The organism is Spirulina sp. LEGE 11439, from assembly GCF_059821285.1.
The window spans coordinates 1-19,426 of record NZ_JCAMRX010000053.1 but is presented as its reverse complement, the minus strand read 5'-3'; the positions used below and the strand labels follow the sequence as shown (position 1 = coordinate 19,426).

Annotated in this window: 20 protein-coding genes and 2 pseudogenes; 12 read left to right on the top strand and 10 right to left on the bottom strand. The window is 43.2% G+C overall.

What is annotated here, in order from left to right:
* Nucleotides 1-3: 3 nt before the first annotated feature.
* Entirely contained in the window at nt 4-843 is an 840-nt protein-coding gene (locus AC6RV6_RS24625) for a sulfotransferase domain-containing protein (RefSeq protein ID WP_500243532.1), read from the top strand.
* A 16-nt stretch (nt 844-859) separates the two neighbouring features.
* Nucleotides 860-1,771, top strand: a complete 912-nt coding sequence (locus tag AC6RV6_RS24620; protein WP_500243531.1) for a sulfotransferase family protein — start codon at nt 860-862, stop codon at nt 1,769-1,771.
* 56 nt (nt 1,772-1,827) lie between these two features.
* On the opposite strand, the gene AC6RV6_RS24615 is transcribed toward AC6RV6_RS24620, so the two are convergent.
* On the bottom strand, nt 1,828-1,962 hold the full coding sequence (locus tag AC6RV6_RS24615; protein WP_500243530.1) for a hypothetical protein: 135 nt from the start codon (nt 1,960-1,962) through the stop codon (nt 1,828-1,830).
* A 251-nt stretch (nt 1,963-2,213) separates the two neighbouring features.
* Between AC6RV6_RS24615 and AC6RV6_RS24610 the strand changes: the two genes are divergently transcribed.
* Both AC6RV6_RS24610 and AC6RV6_RS24605 read left to right on the top strand, forming a co-directional pair.
* On the top strand, nt 2,214-2,441 hold the full coding sequence (locus tag AC6RV6_RS24610; protein WP_500243529.1) for a hypothetical protein: 228 nt from the start codon (nt 2,214-2,216) through the stop codon (nt 2,439-2,441).
* Nucleotides 2,351-2,704: pseudogene (locus AC6RV6_RS24605) on the top strand (polyphosphate kinase 2 family protein); the annotation flags it as partial. The gene AC6RV6_RS24610 and the pseudogene AC6RV6_RS24605, both read left to right, overlap by 91 nt.
* A gap of 82 nt (nt 2,705-2,786) precedes the next feature.
* On the opposite strand, the gene AC6RV6_RS24600 reads toward AC6RV6_RS24605, so the two are convergent.
* The gene (locus tag AC6RV6_RS24600; protein ID WP_500243528.1) at nt 2,787-3,572 is read right to left on the bottom strand and encodes a DUF928 domain-containing protein; all 786 of its coding nucleotides are present in this window, start codon (nt 3,570-3,572) and stop codon (nt 2,787-2,789) included.
* Nucleotides 3,573-3,861: 289 nt separating this feature from the next.
* Between AC6RV6_RS24600 and AC6RV6_RS24595 the strand changes: the two genes are divergently transcribed.
* Complete coding sequence (locus AC6RV6_RS24595) at nt 3,862-5,544, top strand: transglutaminase domain-containing protein (protein ID WP_500243527.1); 1,683 nt, start codon at nt 3,862-3,864, stop codon at nt 5,542-5,544.
* Nucleotides 5,545-5,619: 75 nt separating this feature from the next.
* Here the strand turns inward: AC6RV6_RS24595 and AC6RV6_RS24590 are convergent, their stop codons facing one another.
* The 3 genes from AC6RV6_RS24590 to AC6RV6_RS24580 form a co-directional block, all read right to left on the bottom strand.
* Nucleotides 5,620-6,489, bottom strand: coding sequence for a pentapeptide repeat-containing protein (locus AC6RV6_RS24590; protein WP_500243526.1), 870 nt, complete (start codon nt 6,487-6,489; stop codon nt 5,620-5,622).
* Between the two features lie 96 nt (nt 6,490-6,585).
* Nucleotides 6,586-7,242, bottom strand: a complete 657-nt coding sequence (locus tag AC6RV6_RS24585; protein WP_500243525.1) for a DUF4079 domain-containing protein — start codon at nt 7,240-7,242, stop codon at nt 6,586-6,588.
* A gap of 407 nt (nt 7,243-7,649) precedes the next feature.
* The gene (locus AC6RV6_RS24580; RefSeq protein ID WP_500243524.1) at nt 7,650-9,644 is read right to left on the bottom strand and encodes a protein kinase domain-containing protein; all 1,995 of its coding nucleotides are present in this window, start codon (nt 9,642-9,644) and stop codon (nt 7,650-7,652) included.
* 330 nt (nt 9,645-9,974) lie between these two features.
* Between AC6RV6_RS24580 and AC6RV6_RS24575 the strand changes: the two genes are divergently transcribed.
* From AC6RV6_RS24575 to cutA, 5 genes are all read left to right on the top strand, one after another.
* Nucleotides 9,975-10,934, top strand: a complete 960-nt coding sequence (locus AC6RV6_RS24575; RefSeq protein ID WP_500243551.1) for a ribose-phosphate pyrophosphokinase — start codon at nt 9,975-9,977, stop codon at nt 10,932-10,934.
* Nucleotides 10,935-11,270: 336 nt separating this feature from the next.
* Nucleotides 11,271-11,969 carry an Npun_F0813 family protein gene (locus AC6RV6_RS24570; RefSeq protein ID WP_500243523.1) on the top strand — a complete coding sequence of 233 codons (699 nt, stop codon included), beginning with the start codon at nt 11,271-11,273 and terminating at the stop codon, nt 11,967-11,969.
* Nucleotides 11,970-12,000: 31 nt separating this feature from the next.
* Nucleotides 12,001-13,059, top strand: a complete 1,059-nt coding sequence (locus AC6RV6_RS24565; RefSeq protein ID WP_500243522.1) for a transposase — start codon at nt 12,001-12,003, stop codon at nt 13,057-13,059.
* Nucleotides 13,060-13,290: 231 nt separating this feature from the next.
* Nucleotides 13,291-14,139, top strand: coding sequence for a pentapeptide repeat-containing protein (locus AC6RV6_RS24560; protein WP_500243521.1), 849 nt, complete (start codon nt 13,291-13,293; stop codon nt 14,137-14,139).
* Between the two features lie 4 nt (nt 14,140-14,143).
* On the top strand, nt 14,144-14,506 hold the full coding sequence (gene cutA / locus AC6RV6_RS24555) for a divalent-cation tolerance protein CutA (protein WP_500243520.1): 363 nt from the start codon (nt 14,144-14,146) through the stop codon (nt 14,504-14,506).
* Nucleotides 14,507-14,508: 2 nt separating this feature from the next.
* On the opposite strand, the gene AC6RV6_RS24550 is transcribed toward cutA, so the two are convergent.
* Nucleotides 14,509-14,940 carry a hypothetical protein gene (locus tag AC6RV6_RS24550; RefSeq protein ID WP_500243519.1) on the bottom strand — a complete coding sequence of 144 codons (432 nt, stop codon included), beginning with the start codon at nt 14,938-14,940 and terminating at the stop codon, nt 14,509-14,511.
* Nucleotides 14,941-14,959: 19 nt separating this feature from the next.
* On the bottom strand, nt 14,960-16,453 hold the full coding sequence (locus AC6RV6_RS24545; RefSeq protein WP_500243518.1) for a Ycf46 family AAA ATPase: 1,494 nt from the start codon (nt 16,451-16,453) through the stop codon (nt 14,960-14,962).
* Between the two features lie 263 nt (nt 16,454-16,716).
* Between AC6RV6_RS24545 and AC6RV6_RS24540 the strand changes: the two genes are divergently transcribed.
* Nucleotides 16,717-17,049 (top strand): type II toxin-antitoxin system Phd/YefM family antitoxin, encoded by a 333-nt coding sequence (locus tag AC6RV6_RS24540; protein WP_500243550.1) that lies wholly within the window; start codon nt 16,717-16,719, stop codon nt 17,047-17,049.
* On the opposite strand, the pseudogene AC6RV6_RS24535 reads toward AC6RV6_RS24540, so the two are convergent.
* Together AC6RV6_RS24535 and AC6RV6_RS24530 are read right to left on the bottom strand one after the other, a co-directional pair.
* Nucleotides 17,024-17,107, bottom strand: a pseudogene (locus AC6RV6_RS24535) (hypothetical protein); the annotation flags it as partial. The gene AC6RV6_RS24540 and the pseudogene AC6RV6_RS24535 sit on opposite strands and share 26 nt — an antisense overlap.
* Before the next feature lie 12 nt (nt 17,108-17,119).
* Nucleotides 17,120-17,701: a Uma2 family endonuclease gene (locus AC6RV6_RS24530; protein ID WP_500243517.1), complete on the bottom strand. Its 582-nt coding sequence runs from the start codon at nt 17,699-17,701 to the stop codon at nt 17,120-17,122.
* A gap of 146 nt (nt 17,702-17,847) precedes the next feature.
* Here AC6RV6_RS24530 and glyQ point away from each other — a divergent pair, with 146 nt between their 5' ends.
* Nucleotides 17,848-18,723: a glycine--tRNA ligase subunit alpha gene (gene glyQ / locus AC6RV6_RS24525; protein WP_500243516.1), complete on the top strand. Its 876-nt coding sequence runs from the start codon at nt 17,848-17,850 to the stop codon at nt 18,721-18,723.
* Between the two features lie 34 nt (nt 18,724-18,757).
* Here glyQ and AC6RV6_RS24520 read toward each other — a convergent pair whose 3' ends face one another.
* Nucleotides 18,758-19,372 carry a TIGR04282 family arsenosugar biosynthesis glycosyltransferase gene (locus AC6RV6_RS24520; protein ID WP_500243515.1) on the bottom strand — a complete coding sequence of 205 codons (615 nt, stop codon included), beginning with the start codon at nt 19,370-19,372 and terminating at the stop codon, nt 18,758-18,760.
* Nucleotides 19,373-19,426: the final 54 nt, after the last annotated feature.

The window sequence follows — 19,426 nt, the reverse complement described above, 5'->3', positions numbered from 1 at the left end:
TTCATGGAAAATCAGCAAAATCAACATTGTATTATTATTGGTGCAATGAAATGCGGGACGACTTCATTATTTCATTCTTTATCTAAACATTCCTCATTGATTACCGCATCGAAGGTGAAAGATACTCAATTTTTTGTCGATCGCGATCGAGGAGGGAATTGGGACATGGGGCTTAGCTGGTATTTAAAAATGTTTCCTCAAAGTACGGGAATCAAGCTAGAAGCCTCGACTCACTATGCAAAATATCCAGATTATCCCGGCATACCAATGCGGATCGAAAAACTTTTAAAAAATGTTAAATTAATTTATCTCGTTCGCGATCCATTACAAAGAGCAATTTCTCATTTTTTCCATAACTTATTGGTCGATCGCGAGCCATTAGAGATCGATCGCGTATTTTCAACGATTCCCAACAAATATCTAAATTATAGTAATTATGCTTGGCAGTTATCACAATACTATCAATATTTTCCTCGAGACGATATTCTCATTATCAATATTGTTGAAGAAAAATATCGAAAAAAATCACTAGAAGCATTAAAGCATTTTTTGGGAATCGAGAATGATAGCGATCGTTTCTTTTTAGAATATACTAATACAATGCAAGAGAATTTTATGAAAGCACAGAAAAATATAAAGATTCCCGCAAATTTTATGGATTTTTCAGAGAACAACATTCAACGCGCTCTAAACTTTGGCTTAAGACATAAAACACTTCATAAAATGATTCAAATTTGTACTAAAAATGCAATAAATTTTCAAAAATACTACCCTTTTTCGATCGACTGCTGGCTAGAAAAATATCCAACTTACCTCTCTTATTCTGAATACAAAAAACTCTAAAATATATAAAATATTTATGACGAAAAAAGTAATCTATTATCCTGAAATTACACTCCACGATCTGGATGCAGGAACTGTTATTGCTTATCCATTATCTGAAGGAAACCATGCTTATTATGCAGTCCCAAGTTTTCTAATTATTGGCGCACAGAAATGCGGCACTCGCGAACTCCATACTTGGCTCGATCTTCATCCCAATCTCAAAGGCGCACCTGAAGAATGCCACTTTTTTGATGAAGTTATAGATATGGAAAACGAATGGATTCGTTATCTTCTCAATCCTGCTTATTTGTTATCGAAAGACAAGCATCAGTTTTTATCGCGTTCTCTCCAAACATTTGAGAAAACGCCAGCTTATTGGGATAAATATAATCGCAATTTAGCCATTCCCAAATTGATTTCGCGAATGATGCCTTCAGGGAAATTTATTGTTTTATTGAGAAACCCAACCCTACGCACTTACTCAGCTTATCAAATGGGAAAAGCTGCACAAGAAGTTATCGGATCGATTCCTGAATATGTGAATACCGATTTTGTCTCCTTAATTAAAAAACGACTATCAGCAAAAGAAGCAAATTCTTGCGATCGCTTGTTAAGTATTGGACATTATGCCTTACATTTAGAAACATGGTGGCGATATTTTCCGCGCGATCGTTTATATATTGTCTTATTAGAAAACTTTCAACGAGATCCATTTCAAATGATGGATAAAATCCTTGCATTTCTCAAATTACCGCCTTTTGATTATCAACCTTTAGCCGAAAAAAATAAACGTGATTTATGGGTGATTCGAGGACGGTCTTCAAAAGGAAATACCCAGCCATATAAACCCATACCCAAGGAAGCAAAAACATTGTTAGATGAGTACTATGCACCTTGGAATCAAAAACTGAGAGATTTACTGCCTTCTCTCCATATTCCGTGGTGATAGGCTCAACAGATTAACATGAAGCCAATTTTACTCGATCGCACCGATGAAAGCCTTTAACTCAAAACCTTTGCCTTTTCTGTTCGATCGCGACGGAGATTCTTCTCTGGTGCGATCGCTATCATATTTTGCCAACAATTCCCCTTGCGATCGCCCATCGCTCTTCTTTTAGTACTGTTTGCTCGAGACATTTTGGGTTTATTTGATATAGAAGCATCCATTGCGAGGAAAAATCCGGATTTCTCGAATCTTTTTAAAATCGAGATTGCTGGGGAAAAGTAACAGGAAAGTACTGACTCCGAATGCTGCTTTGACCTTCAAATTCAAAGGGATTCTGATGTTTTTTTTTGCTGACCAAGAGAGACAGAGGAAACCATCAATCTCCTGATTTTTCTCGTATGCTCAAGCTGAGAAAGAGTAATTGATAAAGACCATTTGTGTAATGAAAACTAAACCCATGAATGAGAATAATTCCGCACCTGCGATCGCAGACAAAAAAAACAACAATCTCCCCAAAGCCAGTCAGAAAAAGAAAAAGAAGAAAAAACGCAAGCAAGAGAAGAAAACTAAGCTCAAAACTTCAGAACGAAAGATGAAGAGCAAGAACGCCGTTTTCAATCTCGTACCACAGATCCGGCTCGTCGTTGGAAACTTAGCCCGATGGATTTAGAATCGCGCGATCGCTGGGTGGAATATTCTCAAGCTAAAGATGTCATGTTTGCCCATACCAATATTCCCGAAGCACCTTGGTTTACGGTAAAAGCAGATGACAAAAAACATGCTCGTCTCAATTGCATCAGTCATTTTCTCAGCAAGATTCCCTACATTGATATGACCCCTAAACCCCTAGAACTTCCTCCTCGCAAAAGCGCTCCTCAAAACTACATTCGTCCCCCGCTCAACGAGCAGTTTTTTGTTCCTCAATTGTATTAAACTACGAGACCCGAACCTTAAATACAAAAAACTGAGGGAGCATTCTCTCTCAGTTTTTCAGAAAACTGCACGATCGCATCCTCTAAAAGGTGCTGGATGTAACTGTTTCCGGAACGAGAAACGCATTGGCAGAGAGTTTGCTAACACTCTCCAACCCTGCCGCTTGCAGCAATTGTTGCCAATCTTGCGCGATCGCAGCATCCGTGGGATTTTCTTGATAGGCCAGCGCCAATTGATTTAACGCCCCATACCAAATCGAGTTCTCGGCCAAAAGGCGAGCTTTGTCGCGAGCCGATTTACCGGACAATTGCGCGGCCATTTCTCCAGAAACGGGAACGCGGCGAATCCAACTTTCTAACACCAAGGCTTCATCAGTTTCGTCGTACATCGTCACGATCCAATAATAATCGCGCCCTTCAACTAACAAATTTTCTCCTTTCTCGTTCGTTTCGGGAATGGCAATGCGGAGAATTCCCTCAGCCCCAGAAACCTCATACTCGGCGGCGTGAACCACGCGATCGCTTGCATCGATGAGTTCAAACTGGAGATCCCGGGTTTTGTTCTCCTTCCCTTGGGGCAAATAAACAAAAACAGAAGTATTATCCGCCACTGTCACGCCAAAATTGGCCGCCGGTACTAATGCTGTCAATTCCAAAGAACCTCCACCATTGCGAGTCCCGCCAGCTTGTCTGCGATCGGGAGCGCCCAAATTAGCAGGAGGGGTAAAATTAGCATTGGTCCACTGGCTGGGAATGCTCTGAGCTAATAATTCTCCCGTTGGGGCGATCGCGCCAGATAATCCGGTTAATAAAGCCGTTCCCACGGCCAAACCCAGAGCGGGAAAAAGACGAGATGTTAAAAAACGCATAATTTGCTTATCCTGATAACGCGTAATGTATAAGATGAGTATTTGCCCGTTGCACCCCGATAGAAATCCAATATAAATCCGATGAGATGAGATAAGATAGTCCCGTTCTTTGCTGTAGATGCTCTTTCCTGCCCTCGAGTTTCATTGTTATTAAAACCTTTAAAAGTTCATCCCGAGCATTGAGATCGGTCTGGATTCTGTTAAGTTAATCGATCTGAGACAATTCAATCGAAGACGAGACATCATCAAAAACCCAATCGTGACTCCTTGACCTTCACCGAAATCCAAAATGATTCCAGATCCGCCTATCTCTGTTTTACCTCATCTGGCTCAAAAGTCCAGAACTATTCGCCCGATCGCGGCGGCTTCTATTCGCGGCATTGCTTTCCAAGGGGAGATGCTCTATGCCTTAGATGCCACCAATGGCTACTTGCTTAAGATAGATCCCGCCACGGACGATACGACAATTCTCAACCATCATTGCTGGCAAGATTTTGTCGGAGCAACAGGATTGGCGATCGCGGAAGATACGCTTTGGTTTACTCGCAATGAAGATGTTTATTTTTGTTCTTTAAGCGAAGGCCTTCAGCCTCATCGTTTTATCAGCCTTTATCATCCTGCCAATGGCATTGCGGTCTTAGATTCTACGATTTATGTGACTTCCATGCGCGAGGGTTGTATTTTTATTTTCTCCCGAGAAACGCGGCGAGAAATTACGCGCTTGTTTCTACCGGGAATCGGGGTCGAAAATATTACTGTCAAAGGAGAAGAATTGTGGTTGTGCGATGATGACGAACAAAGTGTTTACTGTCTCGATCGCGCCACGGGAGCATTAAAATTTAGCGTTTTAACGCCTTTTGAAAATCCGACAGGACTGGCATTTCATGCCGATTCTGCATCAGGAAAAGACATGCTTTACGTCGCTTATGCCCACGAGGAACCCTATATTCGCGACAACCCCAACGCCCACCCCAATCACGAATTACAGTATCGCGATCGCACTTTTATTCATCCTCTTTATTTCCATTACCATCCCGAGGAAAACTTTGCTCGGTCTAATGGGTATTTAGTGGAGATGTCTTACACCGAAGAATTATCCCCCCTCGATCCGATCGAACTGCAAGATTTAGAATGGCGTATTGCTCTCCCCGCCGAAACCCAACGGCAGAAAGTGCGAAAAGTCGAACCCATTGGCTTGCCTTTTGAAGAAAGAATCATCGACGGCCAGCGTATCGCCGTGTTTAAATTCGAGAAATTGACCTCAGACCAGCGCTATATTTTTGGTTGGAAAGCCCTCTTAGAAGTTTGGGGTATCAAGTATCAATTCGGACCGAAAGACGGGGAAAACGTGCCGGAAATGCCCTCAGAATATTGCGATCGCTATCTGGTCGATAATGATAATTTGGCCATGGATAAAGAGATCATTCAACGAGCCGCCAAAGATGCGATCGATGGTGAAACCAATGTTTTGCGGAAAATGTATAACATTCGCAATTATGTTTACGATCGCCTTTCCTATGGTATCAAACCCCATATTGATACTCCCGATGTGGCTTTAGCAAGGGGAGTGGGATCGTGCGGCGAATACTTGGGGGTTTTACTGGCTTTGGCGCGGTTAAATGGCATTGCTTCCCGCACTGTCGGACGCTATAAATGTCCCAGCAAACCTTTAGAACAATCCCTCCCTCTCGAACCGGATTTTAATCATGTTTGGATGGAGTTTTATCTCCCCGGTTTTGGTTGGTTGCCGATGGAATCCAACCCCGATGATATTAACGAAGGGGGACCTTATCCCACTCGCTTTTTTATGGGTTTGGCTTGGTATCATGCGGAAATGGCTAAAGGCGTTCCCTTTGAAAAATTATACATTCAAGATACTCCCATTTCCAAGGAAAAAGTTTCCATTGGAGAGTTAGCCATCAATCACGTCCGCTTTACCATTCTGGATGAATTAGATCCAAATAATTATTAGTTGTTGGTTATTGGTTGTTGGTTACTCCTCTCTTAGGAAATTTTTGGGTTAATTTAACTCATCGCTAATAACCATTCAATTTATCTCAATGGGTTCTACGGGAGGGGAGTTATTGGGAGTTGTCTCAACTGGGTTTTCAGGAGGAATTACTTCTGCTTCTGGTTGACAGCCTTGTTCTGAAATCGTACCATCGGGCATGGCTGCACTACATAAATTAGCATTGCTTAAATCCGTTCCAAAAAGAAATGCACCTCTTAAATCGGCAAATTCTAAGGTTGCATTGCTCAAGTCGGCATCGCTCAAATCTGCTTTTCTCAAGTCAGCACCACTGAGGTCGGCCTGACTCAAATTCGCCTTTTGCAAGCGGGCTAAAGTTAAATTGGCCCGGGTTAAATTCGCCTCTTGTAATTGTGCGCGATCGAGAGTTGCTCGATTGAGATCGACATCGGTTAAATTAGCTTGAAATAATGAGGCATCATTGAGATTTGCTCCTCCGAGTAAAGCACCAGTTAAATCAGCTTCAATGGCTGTTATTTGTGTTAAATTCGCTTGAAATAAATCGGCACCAATTAATTTTGCTTCTCGTAAATCCGCATGGCTTAAGTTACTGCTGCCGAGGTTTGCTCCTCGTAAATCGGCATATCTCAAACTTACAAATCTTAAGTTTGCTTCTTCTAGATTACTGCTTCTTAAATAAGAACGTTCTAAGTTTTGACCTCTCAAATCGGCACCGATCAAATTGCAACGTTCGCAATCTCTCGTCTCGATTAATTGTTGAGAATTGGCCTCAACAATTTTACTGGCATCCATGTCGGCAGGATCCGCAGAGAAAAAGCGATCGGGTTTAACCGTTTGGGCAGAAGTTTTAGAGTAAAGAGTAAAGAGTAAAGAGTAAAGAGTTAGACATGAGAGTTTTACGATCAGTTGTAAATATTTTCTGTTCATTTTTCTGCTAAAGTTGATTATTTTATATTGCAAGAAACTATCTTTTATTTGTTATCAGTTATCGGCAAGGCAAAAACTAATAACAAATAACCAATTCTATTTTGCTGAATAGAAAGCAATCTCAGCAACATCGCGAATTCCAGTAATGCCTTGTCCGATGAATAAAAGCAGGGCGAAACTATTGAGAGCAATATGAAGCCTGCGCCATGCTAAAGAGCGATCTTTATAAATTTCTGGCACGATCGCTAAGGAAATGACCATGAAAATTGCGGCAAATAAACCGTAGTAATAGTGCGACCAGTACCACTCATTGCCACGGCGAAAAATCCATTCCTGAGAGCCAATAATAATCAATCCCATGCTGGTTAAGGTTGCAAAAAGAGCGCGCCAAAGTTTGGGTTTGGCACGATAGAGTAAAATCAGAGAAATTAATGTAAATACAAAAACGAGAATCAAGAAAATGCCCCGAAAAGGTGCTTCAGCCATTAAATTTTTGCCGATAAATCCTTTGGCGATCGTGGGGTGAGCAAATCCGATTAGAGATAAAACAACGACGCTTCCTGCCAGCCAACGACCCATTTTAACGTGTTCGAGACCGACGGCGGGGGGGATCTTACTTTTTGCTCCTGCTGCCGCTTGCAGGCGACGCTGGCGCGTTTGTAGGGAAAAATAGGTGACAATCCCAATCAGGGGAAACACCCAAATTACGGCTAACATGGGGTGAATCCAAGTCGTGAGAAGTTCGATATTCATTGTTTGGTTCTCTTGGAAACAATCGATTCTGTCGGCATTGTATTATAAGGGGTTGAAAATTGAGCTAGAAAATATCGATATTGTGAACTTCTCCAGACAAAAAATTCCGATTTTGACCTGTTTCAAGTTTTGTAACAAAATTTTACGCTTGCGATTCTGGAATGAGATGAGATACGCGATCGCACGGCTTTGGAATAAAATAGTTAAGATAGCGATCGCAAATATAAAGTACAATCGAATTTTCATATTATTTTTACGATTCCAATTTCGGTATTGCGAGATGTTAATCTTTCAACAATACTGACCACAGAAACTAACGGTCAAATTGTAACTTTACCTGTTTCTAAACTCTTCGATCGCGGCGAATCTCGTCCAGATAATGCGCGTCCTCTTGAATTTGGTCGGCATCATTGCGATTTAACTCTCACATCCAGCGCAAAATCCGTCACTTCCGCCGCCATGATATCAATTTGATAATCTCCCGATCGCGGCGCTTCCACCTCCCATAACACCACCTTTTCCGCCTCTTCCATCAATTGCCCATTGGGATAGTGAATATTCATCGTCGCGCGACCGGACTGCATTTCCGCCGATAAGGTTTGCCCCTGTTCCACAAAGACCAAATAACGTTTAACGCGATCGGGGGAAGTCGTACCAAACAATTGTATTTTCGACCCTTCAATATTTGGCGAAACCTCTACAGGTTCAACATCATAGCGAGGTTGTTGGGCTTGGGGTGAAGGAGAGGGCGAAGGAGAAGGCGAAGGAGATGGGGGAGAGGGTTCAGGGGTAAAGACAGGATCGGGGCTGAATTCTGGTGTCGGTTCGGGTTTGGGAGTCGGAGAAGGCGTGAACTCTGGTGTCGGTTCGGGTTTGGGAGTCGGAGAAGGCGTGAACTCTGGCGTGGGGTCGGGTTTAGGTTGCTCGGGGTCGGTCAGCACCAAAGTTAAACGATAGCGATAATTATTTTGCGGAACATTGGGGATCGCCACCAGTTCGATCGCATATTCCCCTGTTTCCGGTAACTTTCCTTCCCAGCTTTGCACATTTTCCGTATCAGAACTTAAACTACGCCCTCGCGAGTTCAAAATCGTCATCCATACGCCCCCACTTCTCGCGATCGCTTCCAAAGTTTGTCCTTTTTGCGCCGAAAACTTATAGCGCACCCGATCCTTCTTTTTCCCTAACGAATATCGTTCGCTAAACGGTTGACCCACAGAAAGCACGATGCTGCGTTCGGAAAGTTGCGGCGGCTCTGGGGTGGGCGTAGGAGAAGGGGAGGGAGAGGGAGAAGGAGGAGATGAGGAAGGCGGTACAATCGTTTCTTCAACTTGAGGCGATCGCGATTTCAGCCACCACGTCACCAAACTCCACGACCCTACCCCTGTCACCAAACTAATAACGAGGGTCATCCCCAAAAAAAATAAAGGATCGAGACGGCCTTTTTGGGCTTGAGGAACAGTGGTTTTTGGAGTTGCTGCTTGAGTTTGCGATAACGGTGTTGGCTGCGTTCCTCCCACTGCAACCGTTGCCATTTGGGACAGTTCTGCGGTAGGCGGTTGGGTCAGGACGAAATCTCCCTGTAATGACTGCAAAACGGCTGTTGCAGAAGGATAACGATCGCCGGGTCGCTGGCTCAACATTTTCTTTAACACCAGTCCCAAGCGATCGCTCATCTCAACCCATTGTCCCCAATCCCACGCTAAATTCTCCTCATCGAATAAATCCCTCGGTTCGCGTCCCGTCATCAACACCACCATTGTCGCGGCCAAACTGTAGAGATCGCTGCTGGGATACGCTTCCCCGCGTTGGAACTGTTCGCTGGGAGAATAACCGATTTTACCCACCACCGTTGCTCCTTGAGGACGTTGAGGAGACTGAATCAAAGTGACTAATTCTTTGACCACCCCAAAATCAATCAAAACCGGCAAGCGATCGCTTTCCCGCACAATGATATTTTCCGGAGAAATATCTCGATGAATAATCCCTTCCCCGTGGAGATAATCCAAAACCGGGAGAATTTGCTCTAATAACTGCCCCACCTCCGCCTCAGAAAAGAGGGTATTTGTATTCAGACGCGCTCTCAACAATTCCCGCAGAGTTTTCCCTTCAATATAATCCTGTACCAAAAACCAACTCCCCTTTTCTTCAAACGTGGCGCGAAATTGAGGAATCTGAGGGTGTTGTAAATGGTACAGAGTTGCCCCTTCCCGTTGAAATAATTCTCTCGACTTCGCAAGAATTTCTGGTGACGAGCGATCGGGGATAATTTCTTTGAGGGCGCACAATTCGTTAAAACGCCCCGTATCTTCCGCGAGATAGGTGCGGCCAAACCCTCCTCGACCCAAAATTTTTTTCAGGCGGTAGCGTTGATTTAAGAGCTTATCGGGCGTGAATGACATGGGGCTAGAAATAGGAGGAAATTTTCCGGATAGGATCGAGAGAATTTACGGATATCTCTGTTTAAATTTTGCATCCTTCCGTGCAGTTTGGGCTAAAAATGACCCAGAATTTCCCCGCAACATCAGGAAAGTTATTAGGATGCTTGAAGATTTCCCCGCAAATTCCCTAACATTATCTTTAGATTTTCATCTTTATCTAATCTTTAACAAACTTTCGTTTTCTTTAAAAAAATAAATTCTCTTATAGCATAATCGGAATGGTAAGATTGCGAAGAAATGAGGTTCTTTTAATTTGCCGTGAGCCGTATTGCAACTGTTAATCTTCAGCCAATGCTGACCCCCCTTTCCGATAATAATCGCCTTCGGCTATTTTCGGGTTCGGCGAATATTCCGCTCGCGCAGGAAATTGCTCGCTATTTGGGGATGGATTTGGGACCGATGATCCGCAAGCGTTTTGCTGACGGAGAACTCTACGTCCAAATCCAAGAATCGATTCGAGGGTGCGATGTCTACTTAATTCAACCCTGCAGCCATCCCGTTAACGATCGCTTGATGGAATTATTGATCGTGATCGATGCCTGTCGCCGAGCTTCGGCCAGACAAATCACGGCGGTAATTCCCTATTATTGTTATGCGAGAGCCGATCGCAAAACTGCCGGACGAGAATCGATTGCAGCGAAATTGGTCGCCAATTTAATGACGGAAGCGGGGGCCGATCGCATTGTGGCGATGGACTTGCATTCTGCTCAAATTCAAGGGTATTTTGATATCCCCTTCGATCACGTTTACGGTTCTCCCGTCATCTTGCAATATCTGCAAAGTAAAAATTTACACGATCTGGTGGTAGTTTCTCCCGATGTCGGTGGGGTCGCCCGAGCGCGGGCTTTTGCCAAGAAGTTAAATGATGCCCCTCTCGCCATTATTGACAAGCGCCGTCAAGCTCACAATGTTGCCGAAGTGATGAATGTGATCGGTGATGTGAGAGGCAAAACAGCAGTTTTAGTCGATGACATGATCGATACGGCGGGGACGATTACAGAAGGGGCGAAGTTTTTACGGGAGCAAGGGGCGCGGCAAATTTATGCTTGTGCGACTCATGCAGTATTTTCTCCTCCAGCGATCGAGCGTCTTTCGAGTGGTGTTTTTGAGGAAGTGATCGTCACCAATACCATTCCCGTTCCCGATGCTAATCTATTCAAACAATTGAAGGTCATTTCGGTGGCAAATTTGATTGGCGAAACCATTTGGCGCATTCACGAAGATAGTTCGGTCAGTAGTATGTTCCGCTAGTTCAATAAACAATGCTAGATAAATAGAGGGTTGTCGTGTAACCCTCTTTTTCAATGAGCAATTAATCAATTCTTTGACGATCTCACGCTTTATCACAATATCGTCGTTGTTCTTGCAGAAACACAAAACTTAATGGCACAAATCGATCGCGCGATCTCAAAATAGAGTGGCTTCTTCATCGTTTAACTCTGACATCGCCGCGATCGGGTAAAGATCGGGGTAAACTAGGAGAGCGCCCCAAAGCGCGATCGCCAAACCGGGCAGCCTAAAATCCCGATCCTACGATTGCCCGAAGCTGTCTATGCCTCACCCCCTCTCCGAACGCTCGAGCCGACTATGTTTATTCTCAAAAGGCAGGATGTTGAAATTATCAACATTCAGCACCCCAAGCAAGAAGATCGACAAATTCCCATCCTCAAATATCAAGATCAGACCTTTCGTCTGATTAATATCTATGATGCCGCTCAAGCCGAAGAAGCAAAAAACTTCTGGAAAGATCTGACCGATAATCAGGGAAAATTCTGCATTCTCTTGCAAGAAAAAAAGCGCCACAGCATTTGGGAACGCGCTCAAATCGATAAAATCGATCTCCTCAAGGAAGAAGCGAAAACCGGGGAAAACGCGATCGCCCCCGCTCCTTGCATTCAAGCCAGTTTACTCCTCTTACAAGCAGTTTATTTCGATCTCGAGGAACTCTTGGGAGGACGACAAGCAAAAGTTTTTCAAAAAGAAGTAAGCAAAGCGCTTGCTGCCCAACAAATCCCCCAAGCTGACACAGAAGAAGCCCTCGATCGCCTCCTTGATGTCGATCCTCTCAAAGATAATTTTGAAGTGCCGTTATGGCAAGAACAACACCTCACCCTCTTTCTCGAAGAACTCTATCGGCTTGGGAAAAGTTTTTTTGGCAATACCAACTTTGCTCTAGGAATTGAGGAAATTCTCCAAGATATGGGAGACAAAGAGCGACAAGAATTTATCAATTGGCTGGAACGATCGCCTCTCGCTCGAGAATGGGAAGTCCAAACCAACAACTAACAACCAACAACTAACAAAAAATAACCAAAAAATGAGCCCCAGAAAGTTAACGGAGTCCGACAAAAAAGAAATTCTCGATCTGTATCGGCTACCCAAAGAAACAACCTCAACCTTAGCAGAACGATATAGCGTCAGCAGTTCTACGATCAGTCGATTTTTAAAAAGTCGCCTTGCTGGTGATGAATATGAAGAACTTATCCAGCAAAAACGCTTGAGCCGAACCCCAAGCGGTGCCGCTCAAGTATTGAACCAGTTCAAAGAACAGAAAGAACAAGATAATGGTAGTGTCGGAGCTTCTTTAGGGTTAAGTTCAAAAACCGATCTCGTAACTGATGCTGAAGAAGAAAAAAAAGAACCATCTGCTAAAGATGAATCGCAAAGTAAAATAAGGCGATCGCGCCGCCGTCGCTCCTCTGTTAGCGAACCCGAACCCGAACTCGAATCTGTACCTGTACCTCAACTCGAACTCGAACCCGAACCTACACCTGAACCCGAACCCGAACTCGAACTTGAAGGAACTCCCGCAGTAACCTCCAAGCCAATGCCAACGTTAAAAGTTAAGGAATCTCAACAATATTTTGACTTCGAGGAAGACGAAACAGAGGACAACGAAACAGAGGTTGACGTTCATGCTCTTGAAGAAATGTTGGGAGAAGATTTAACCGATCTCGATGACGAACTAGATGAAGAAGACGAAGAAGATGAGTTAGATGAAGGAGATTGGGACAGAGAAGACAGCTTGCCTCACCTAAGATCCAAGATTTCTGATATTAATATACTTCCCTTGTCCGCAGCTAGTTTTCCGCGCAATTGTTACCTTGTCATCGATCGCGCCGCCGAATTAATTACCCGACCTTTAGAAGAATTCAGCGATCTGGGTGATATTCCCCCAGACGAGTTTCGCCAGCAAACCCTCCCCGTTTTTGACAATCATAAAATTGCCCGTCGTTTCTCCAAGCGTTCTCAGCGCGTCATCAAAGTACCAGATTCACAAATGTTTCAAAAAGCAAAGCCGCACTTAAGAGCGAAAGGGATTACTCGTTTATTGATTGACGGACAAGTATATTCTCTAAGCAGGGATGAAAATTGAAGCGATTTTGTGCTTTTTCCTCTCGAGAAAATTTTACCTACCCTGCTAATCCTGTAAATATTGAAGCTATTGTTAAGAGTTGCAAATTTTGCAGAAATGTAACGCGTAACTTTTTAAAAGTTTTTTAACAATTCGCAAATCTTTGAGCAATATAGGGATCTTCGACTCGTAAAATGGGAAAAATAAAAGTACCATCCAGCAGTCAATATTTCTCAGTTAAATTATAAAAAGATGAAAGTTCGTCACCTAATTCGACAATACGAACAAGGCGAGAGAGATTTTTCCAGAATCGATCTCAGTGGAGCCGACTTACAAGGCATAATGCTCATTGGCGTGATCTTGAAAGAAGCCAATCTTGCGGGAGCCAATTTAAGCCGTGCTTTTTTAACCAAGTCAGATTTAAGTGGAGCCACCTTAAATTGGTCTAATCTGAATTTTGCCAAACTCAGTGGCTGTAAATTCGTTGAAGCAGACTTGACTAAGGCTAATTTAAACGGTTCTTTTATGATCGACAGCAAACTCCCTAGAGCAAGGATAAGTGGCGCAAATTTATCCTATGCGAATTTGCGGCGTGCCAATTTATGGGGCTGCAATCTTTGTGGAGCAACTTTACAAAAAACCAATTTACGACAAGCCAATTTAAGTGGCGCGAATCTGAATTGGGCAAATTTGTACGAGGCGCGACTAACCGGGACTAAATTCTATGGTGCATCTTTTAACGGGACAAATTTGAGTCAAACTTTTCTCAAAGATGTCGATCTCGCTGGAGTCGATTTAGAAGGAGTTGATTTCAGTGGTGCAAGGTTGGGAGGATCGAATCTAGAAGGGGCAAATTTAGTAGGTGCAAACTTCCGAGGAGCACATTTACAAAATGTTAGTTTCCAAAGTGCCAATCTCGCCCGAGCTAATTTTACCGAGGCTTTATTAGATCGAACCAACTTAACAGGCGCGATTTTGCAGCAAGTGGATTTGGAGAAAGTCAAGATGAAGAAAAGAAGTGCTAAAGCAAGGGAAATAGAACCAAGAGCAATTGCTTATCAATTCTCGACGATCGATTTGCAATGGAGTATTCCCAATTAAAATAATGATTGATGAATCATGGGAAATTCAGAGTTCAAACCAATATGGGCTTGTTTTCGTGACAGCAGGATCGGAAGAAGAAGCCCATGCGATCGCATCAAGTTTAGTCGAAACAAAATTAGCGGCTTGTGTTAGTATTGCGCCGATTCAGTCGGTTTATCGCTGGCAGGATAAAATTGAATGCGATCGCGAGTGGCAATTAACGATTAAAACCGATCTGGCATTATTTCCCGCTCTCGAAACGAAAATTCAATCGCTTCACTCTTACGAAGTTCCCGAAATTATTGCAATTCCTCTTGTTGCCGGATCTAGCGCTTATCTCAATTGGATCGGCGAGTCTGTCAATACCAAAATGAAACATCAATAAAGTTAATCCTCATCCACATACCATCCACCCGGAATAACCTCAAAGTCCCAGTAGTCTTGAAAAAGATACATTCTATCGATTATCTCTTGGGAAGTAAGAGAACCTTGATTTCCTTGTTTCCAATCTCGTCTCTCAAGAGTCCCCATCACTAAATATTGATTGCCTACAATTTCAGGATCGACTCGGTGAAATTGAGCAGCCATCAAAGATTCAAGCTGCTTCTGTTTGACAATAATTAAGTCACAGTCAGTGCAGTATTTACATTTTTTATTCAGCAATAACACCTGTTTGGGTTCAATATGAATAACCAAAGGAAATTTACGGATTTTTGTTTTTGCGTCACATTTTGGACACTTTGTAAAAGCACAGTCTGCGTAAGGATTGAGAAAAAAATAATGCTTTTGTTTGGGTTGATTCGCTCTTTTTTTATTCATTTGACTGATGCTAAAACATTTATCGTTCGTCTATCGTTTTCCGAGAGGCAAGTCTTGCTTTTCCTGCTGCTGCCCAATCTTGCAAAAATTGAATTTTTTCTTGTGCCGTGCGTGCGAGAGGGACAATTTGACTGGCTGCTTCAATAATATCATCGTTGGTAAAATCGCGGTTTTGACTGAAGCCAATGTGCATTGCTTCAATGAGAATTTGCTCGATTTCTGCGCCCGAAAAATCTGGTATTTCGTAAGCCAATCGTTGCAAATCGTAGTTTTGTAAATTATGAGGGCGAAGGCGAGTTAAATGTACGGATAAAATGGCTTTGCGTTCTTCTTGAGAAGGCAAACCCACGAAAAAGATTTCATCAAATCGCCCTTTTCTTAACATTTCTGGGGGTAATGTCTGAATATTATTCGCTGTCGCCACCACAAAGACTGGCGATCGCTTTTCTGCCAGCCAGTTGATAAAGGTCCCAAAGACGCGGCTGGTGGTTCCGGAGTCTCCCTTGCCTTCAAAACCTGCAAATCCTTTATCAATTTCATCTATCCAGAGAATGCAAGGGGAGAGGGCTTCGGCGAGGGTTATCATTTGTCTGGTGCGGGATTCTGATTCTCCCACCAAACCCCCGAATAAGCGCCCGACATCGAGACGCAGAAGAGGAAGATGCCAATGGTGCGCGATCGCTTTTGCAGTGAGGGATTTACCGGTGCCTTGAATGCCCACTAACAATAACCCTCGAGGGTGAGGCAAGCCATACTCCCGCGCTTTCTCGCTAAATGCCCCGCCTCGTCGCAACAGCCAATCTTTTAAGTTATCCAAGCCGCCAATATCAGAAATTTGTTCTCTGGCAGGGTAAAAGTCGAGGATTTGGGTTTGACGAATCGATTGGCGTTTTTCTTCGAGGACTAACTCCACATCTTCTGCCTCTATTTTTCCATGTGCCGCGATCGCTCTGGCTAAAACCCGCCGAATTCGCTCTTTAGAGAGTCCTCGTGCCGATCGCGTCAGTTCATCTAAAAGATTTTCACTTAAAGTTTGTCTTGTGGAGCTTAATAAGCGTTGAATTTCGGTTTTAATGTCTTCAGCAGTGGGGAGAGGAAAATCAACAATGGTAAAAACTTCAGTTAATTCTGATGGGATGGTAATTTCTGGGGAAATAATGACAATATTTTTCGGTTGGGATTTTAATTTTCGCGCTAAATTGCGTAATTTGCGGGAGATAGAAACATCCTCTAAAAAGCGCTGAAAATCTCGTAGGACGAAGATAACTGGAGAAGCATCCGGGAGTTGTTCGATGAATTCTAGCGCCTGTAGGGGGTTGCGGCGACCCATTCCGGCATTGTTGGGGTTATCTTGATAGCCTTCGACAAAATCCCAAGTATAGACGGCGCGATTTCCCGATCGCTTTGCCGATGCTGCGATCGCGTTTTCTGCTCGTTCTTCTTCCGGGGTAGGAATATAAATAAGGGGATAGCAGGCTCGCAATAGTAATTCAAATTCGTCTCGAAAACTCATAATTGGGGCGCGATCGACTGAATTTGGGTATTATACCGCGATCGCTGGGGGGCCATTTTTCAATCTTGTTTGATTTCGAGTTCTGCGATCGCGTTAATCAAAATATAATAACATTCAATTAAATGCAAATTTAGTGAAACTCCGACCATGCTCAACCTGAGTCGCGATATAGCGTTTCTCGATTTACCGAGGTACATCAACAGCACCCAAAAGCCTTGTCTTTACTCGATTGAACTGTACTCCATCTATTTGAGAACCGTTATATCCAATCTCTATCTAGTTTCAAGCGCAATACATCTGAGTTTATCGAACAGATGAAGCAAACGGGAAACCCTATTGTATTAACAGTCAATGGGAAAGCTGAATTGGTCGTTCAAGATGCCATTTCCTATCAAAAATTGCTGGATATGATGGAATATCTAGAAACAATTACAGGCATTCAAGAAGGTTTAGAAGATATCAATGCGGGACGAACTCGTTCTTTAGAAGATTTTAAACAGGAAATGCAGCAAAAACCCAATGACTGTTTACCCACCCCACTTGAATTAATAAATAGCGATCGCGATCGAAAACAATCTCAGTTGGAACATAACTAGACTGATGTAAATCTGCTTGTTCTTGAATAATGGTTTCAATGATATTACCGTAATTCATATTCACTCCTCTTCACTCCTCCCAAATCACAGACAGATCCAAAACAAACCCCGGAAGGATATCCTCTCCCTCCAAGCGATCGCAATGTTCCAAAATTTCCTTATCCCGATCTTGTCGATAGATTTCAACTTGTCGATTTCTAGGGTCAATTAACCACCCCAAACGCAATCCATTTTCGATATATTCTTCCATTTTTCGCTGCACTGGAGGCAAAGAATCGCTCTCGGAACGCAATTCAATGAGAAAATCGGGACAAAGTGGGACAAATTTCTGACGCTGTTCTCGTGTCAGTGCTTCCCATCTTTCTAGAGCAACCCAAGCAGTATCCGGAGAACGATTTGCACCATTAGGAAGGATAAAACCCGTTGAAGAACTAAATACCTTACCGAGACGCGATCGCTGATTCCAAATAAATAAATCGCTAATTAGACTAGCTTCTCGATTACCGCTTTCTCCTCCTAAAGGTGGCATAATAATTAATTCTCCGCATGCAGTCCGCTCAAATCGCAAATCTCGATGATTTTGACACAGTTCGTAAAACTGGTCATTGCTGAACTCGATAAAAGGTTTGAGATTGAGAACAATTCCCGTCATAGCAGCAGTTTACTCAACTTTCCTCAATTATACCGAGTCTCCCACGCTATAACTCCTCTCGACTTTCCCTCAATCATGCGAGCCAGATTGCGAATTATGAACCGATCGCTGATAATAAAATATTGCCAACCGATACCTGAATTTTTGTGTCTTTAAGTTTTCAATCCATCATTGCCCAACTCCACGACTTTTGGAGCGATCGAGGCTGTCTCATCGCGCAACCCTACGATACGGAAAAGGGTGCGGGAACCATGAGCTATCATACCTTCCTGCGAGCGATCGGCCCGGAACCTTGGTCTGTTGCCTATGTTGAACCCTGTCGTCGTCCCACGGATGGACGCTATGGGGAAAATCCTAATCGCTATCAGCATTACTATCAATATCAAGTCCTGATCAAACCTTCTCCCGATGATATTCAAGAAGTCTATCTCGACTCCTTAAAAGCCTTGGGAATTCACCCAGAAGATCACGATATTCGCTTCGTCGAGGATAACTGGGAATCTCCTACATTAGGTGCTTGGGGAGTCGGTTGGGAAGTGTGGTTGGATGGGATGGAAATCACCCAATTTACCTACTTTCAACAGTGCGGAGGAATTGATTGTCGTCCCGTTTCCATTGAGATTACTTATGGGTTGGAAAGATTGGCCATGTATCTGCAAGATGTGGAAGCGATCGCCAAAATTCAATGGAACGAAAATCTCAATTATGGGGATATTTTTATTCAAGGGGAAATCGAACAATGTACCTATAATTTTGAAGCCTCAAATCCCGATCTTTTATTTAACTTGTTCAAACTCTACGAACAAGAAGCCAAACAACTCATCGATCGCGGTTTAGTTCTCCCCAGTCACGATTATGTATTAAAGTGTTCCCACACTTTTAATTTACTCGATGCAAGGGGCGTTATTTCTGTAACTGAACGCACCGGTTATATCGGACGCATTCGCAATTTAGCACGCAAAGTTGCTCAATTATATTTACAACAACGAGAAACTCTCGGATTTCCGCTTTTAAGCAGTTAACAGTTAACAGTCACCAGTTAAGGAAAAGAAACCATTATCCAGTACCCATTACCCGTTCCCAAATTTGTAAATCTTCGGGATAATCAACATCGCTTAAAACGGGAAGTTTGGCGATCGCGCATCCTAAAGATTCTGCAATTTCAAGAGTTTGTCGCAAAACTTGCGAAGTCCCCCAGTTAATTTCCTGAAATAACTGCGGAATTTCTCGACTCAACCCGACTAAATAATAACCCCCATCATCAGCTTCCCCTAACACTAAATCTTTGTTTTCAAGGGTCTCAAAGGCTTCATAAAGGCGATCGCAATCCAATTCCGGACAATCTATGCCAATAATAACGATGCGCCTCATTCCCTCGGAAAACCCCTTCTCAAAAGCCGTTTGAATTCGTTCTCCTAAATCTCCTGTTGCTTGGGGAAAATAAACCCACTCCGATCCCAACCACGATCGCATTAATTCCTCTGTTCCTCCCGCAAAATGAACCTCTAGAGAAAGAGATCGAAATTTAAGTAATTTTTGCGCTTGTTTTAAGGTATGTTCTGTCATTTGACGCTGCAATTTTGCCGCAGCTTCCGCACCCAATGCAGGAATGAGACGAGTTTTCGTTTTTCCCGGTTCGGGATACCGCGTAAATATAATTAAACGTTCCACTTTTCAGTTATCAGTTATCAGTTATCAGTTATCAGTTATCAGTTATCAGTTATC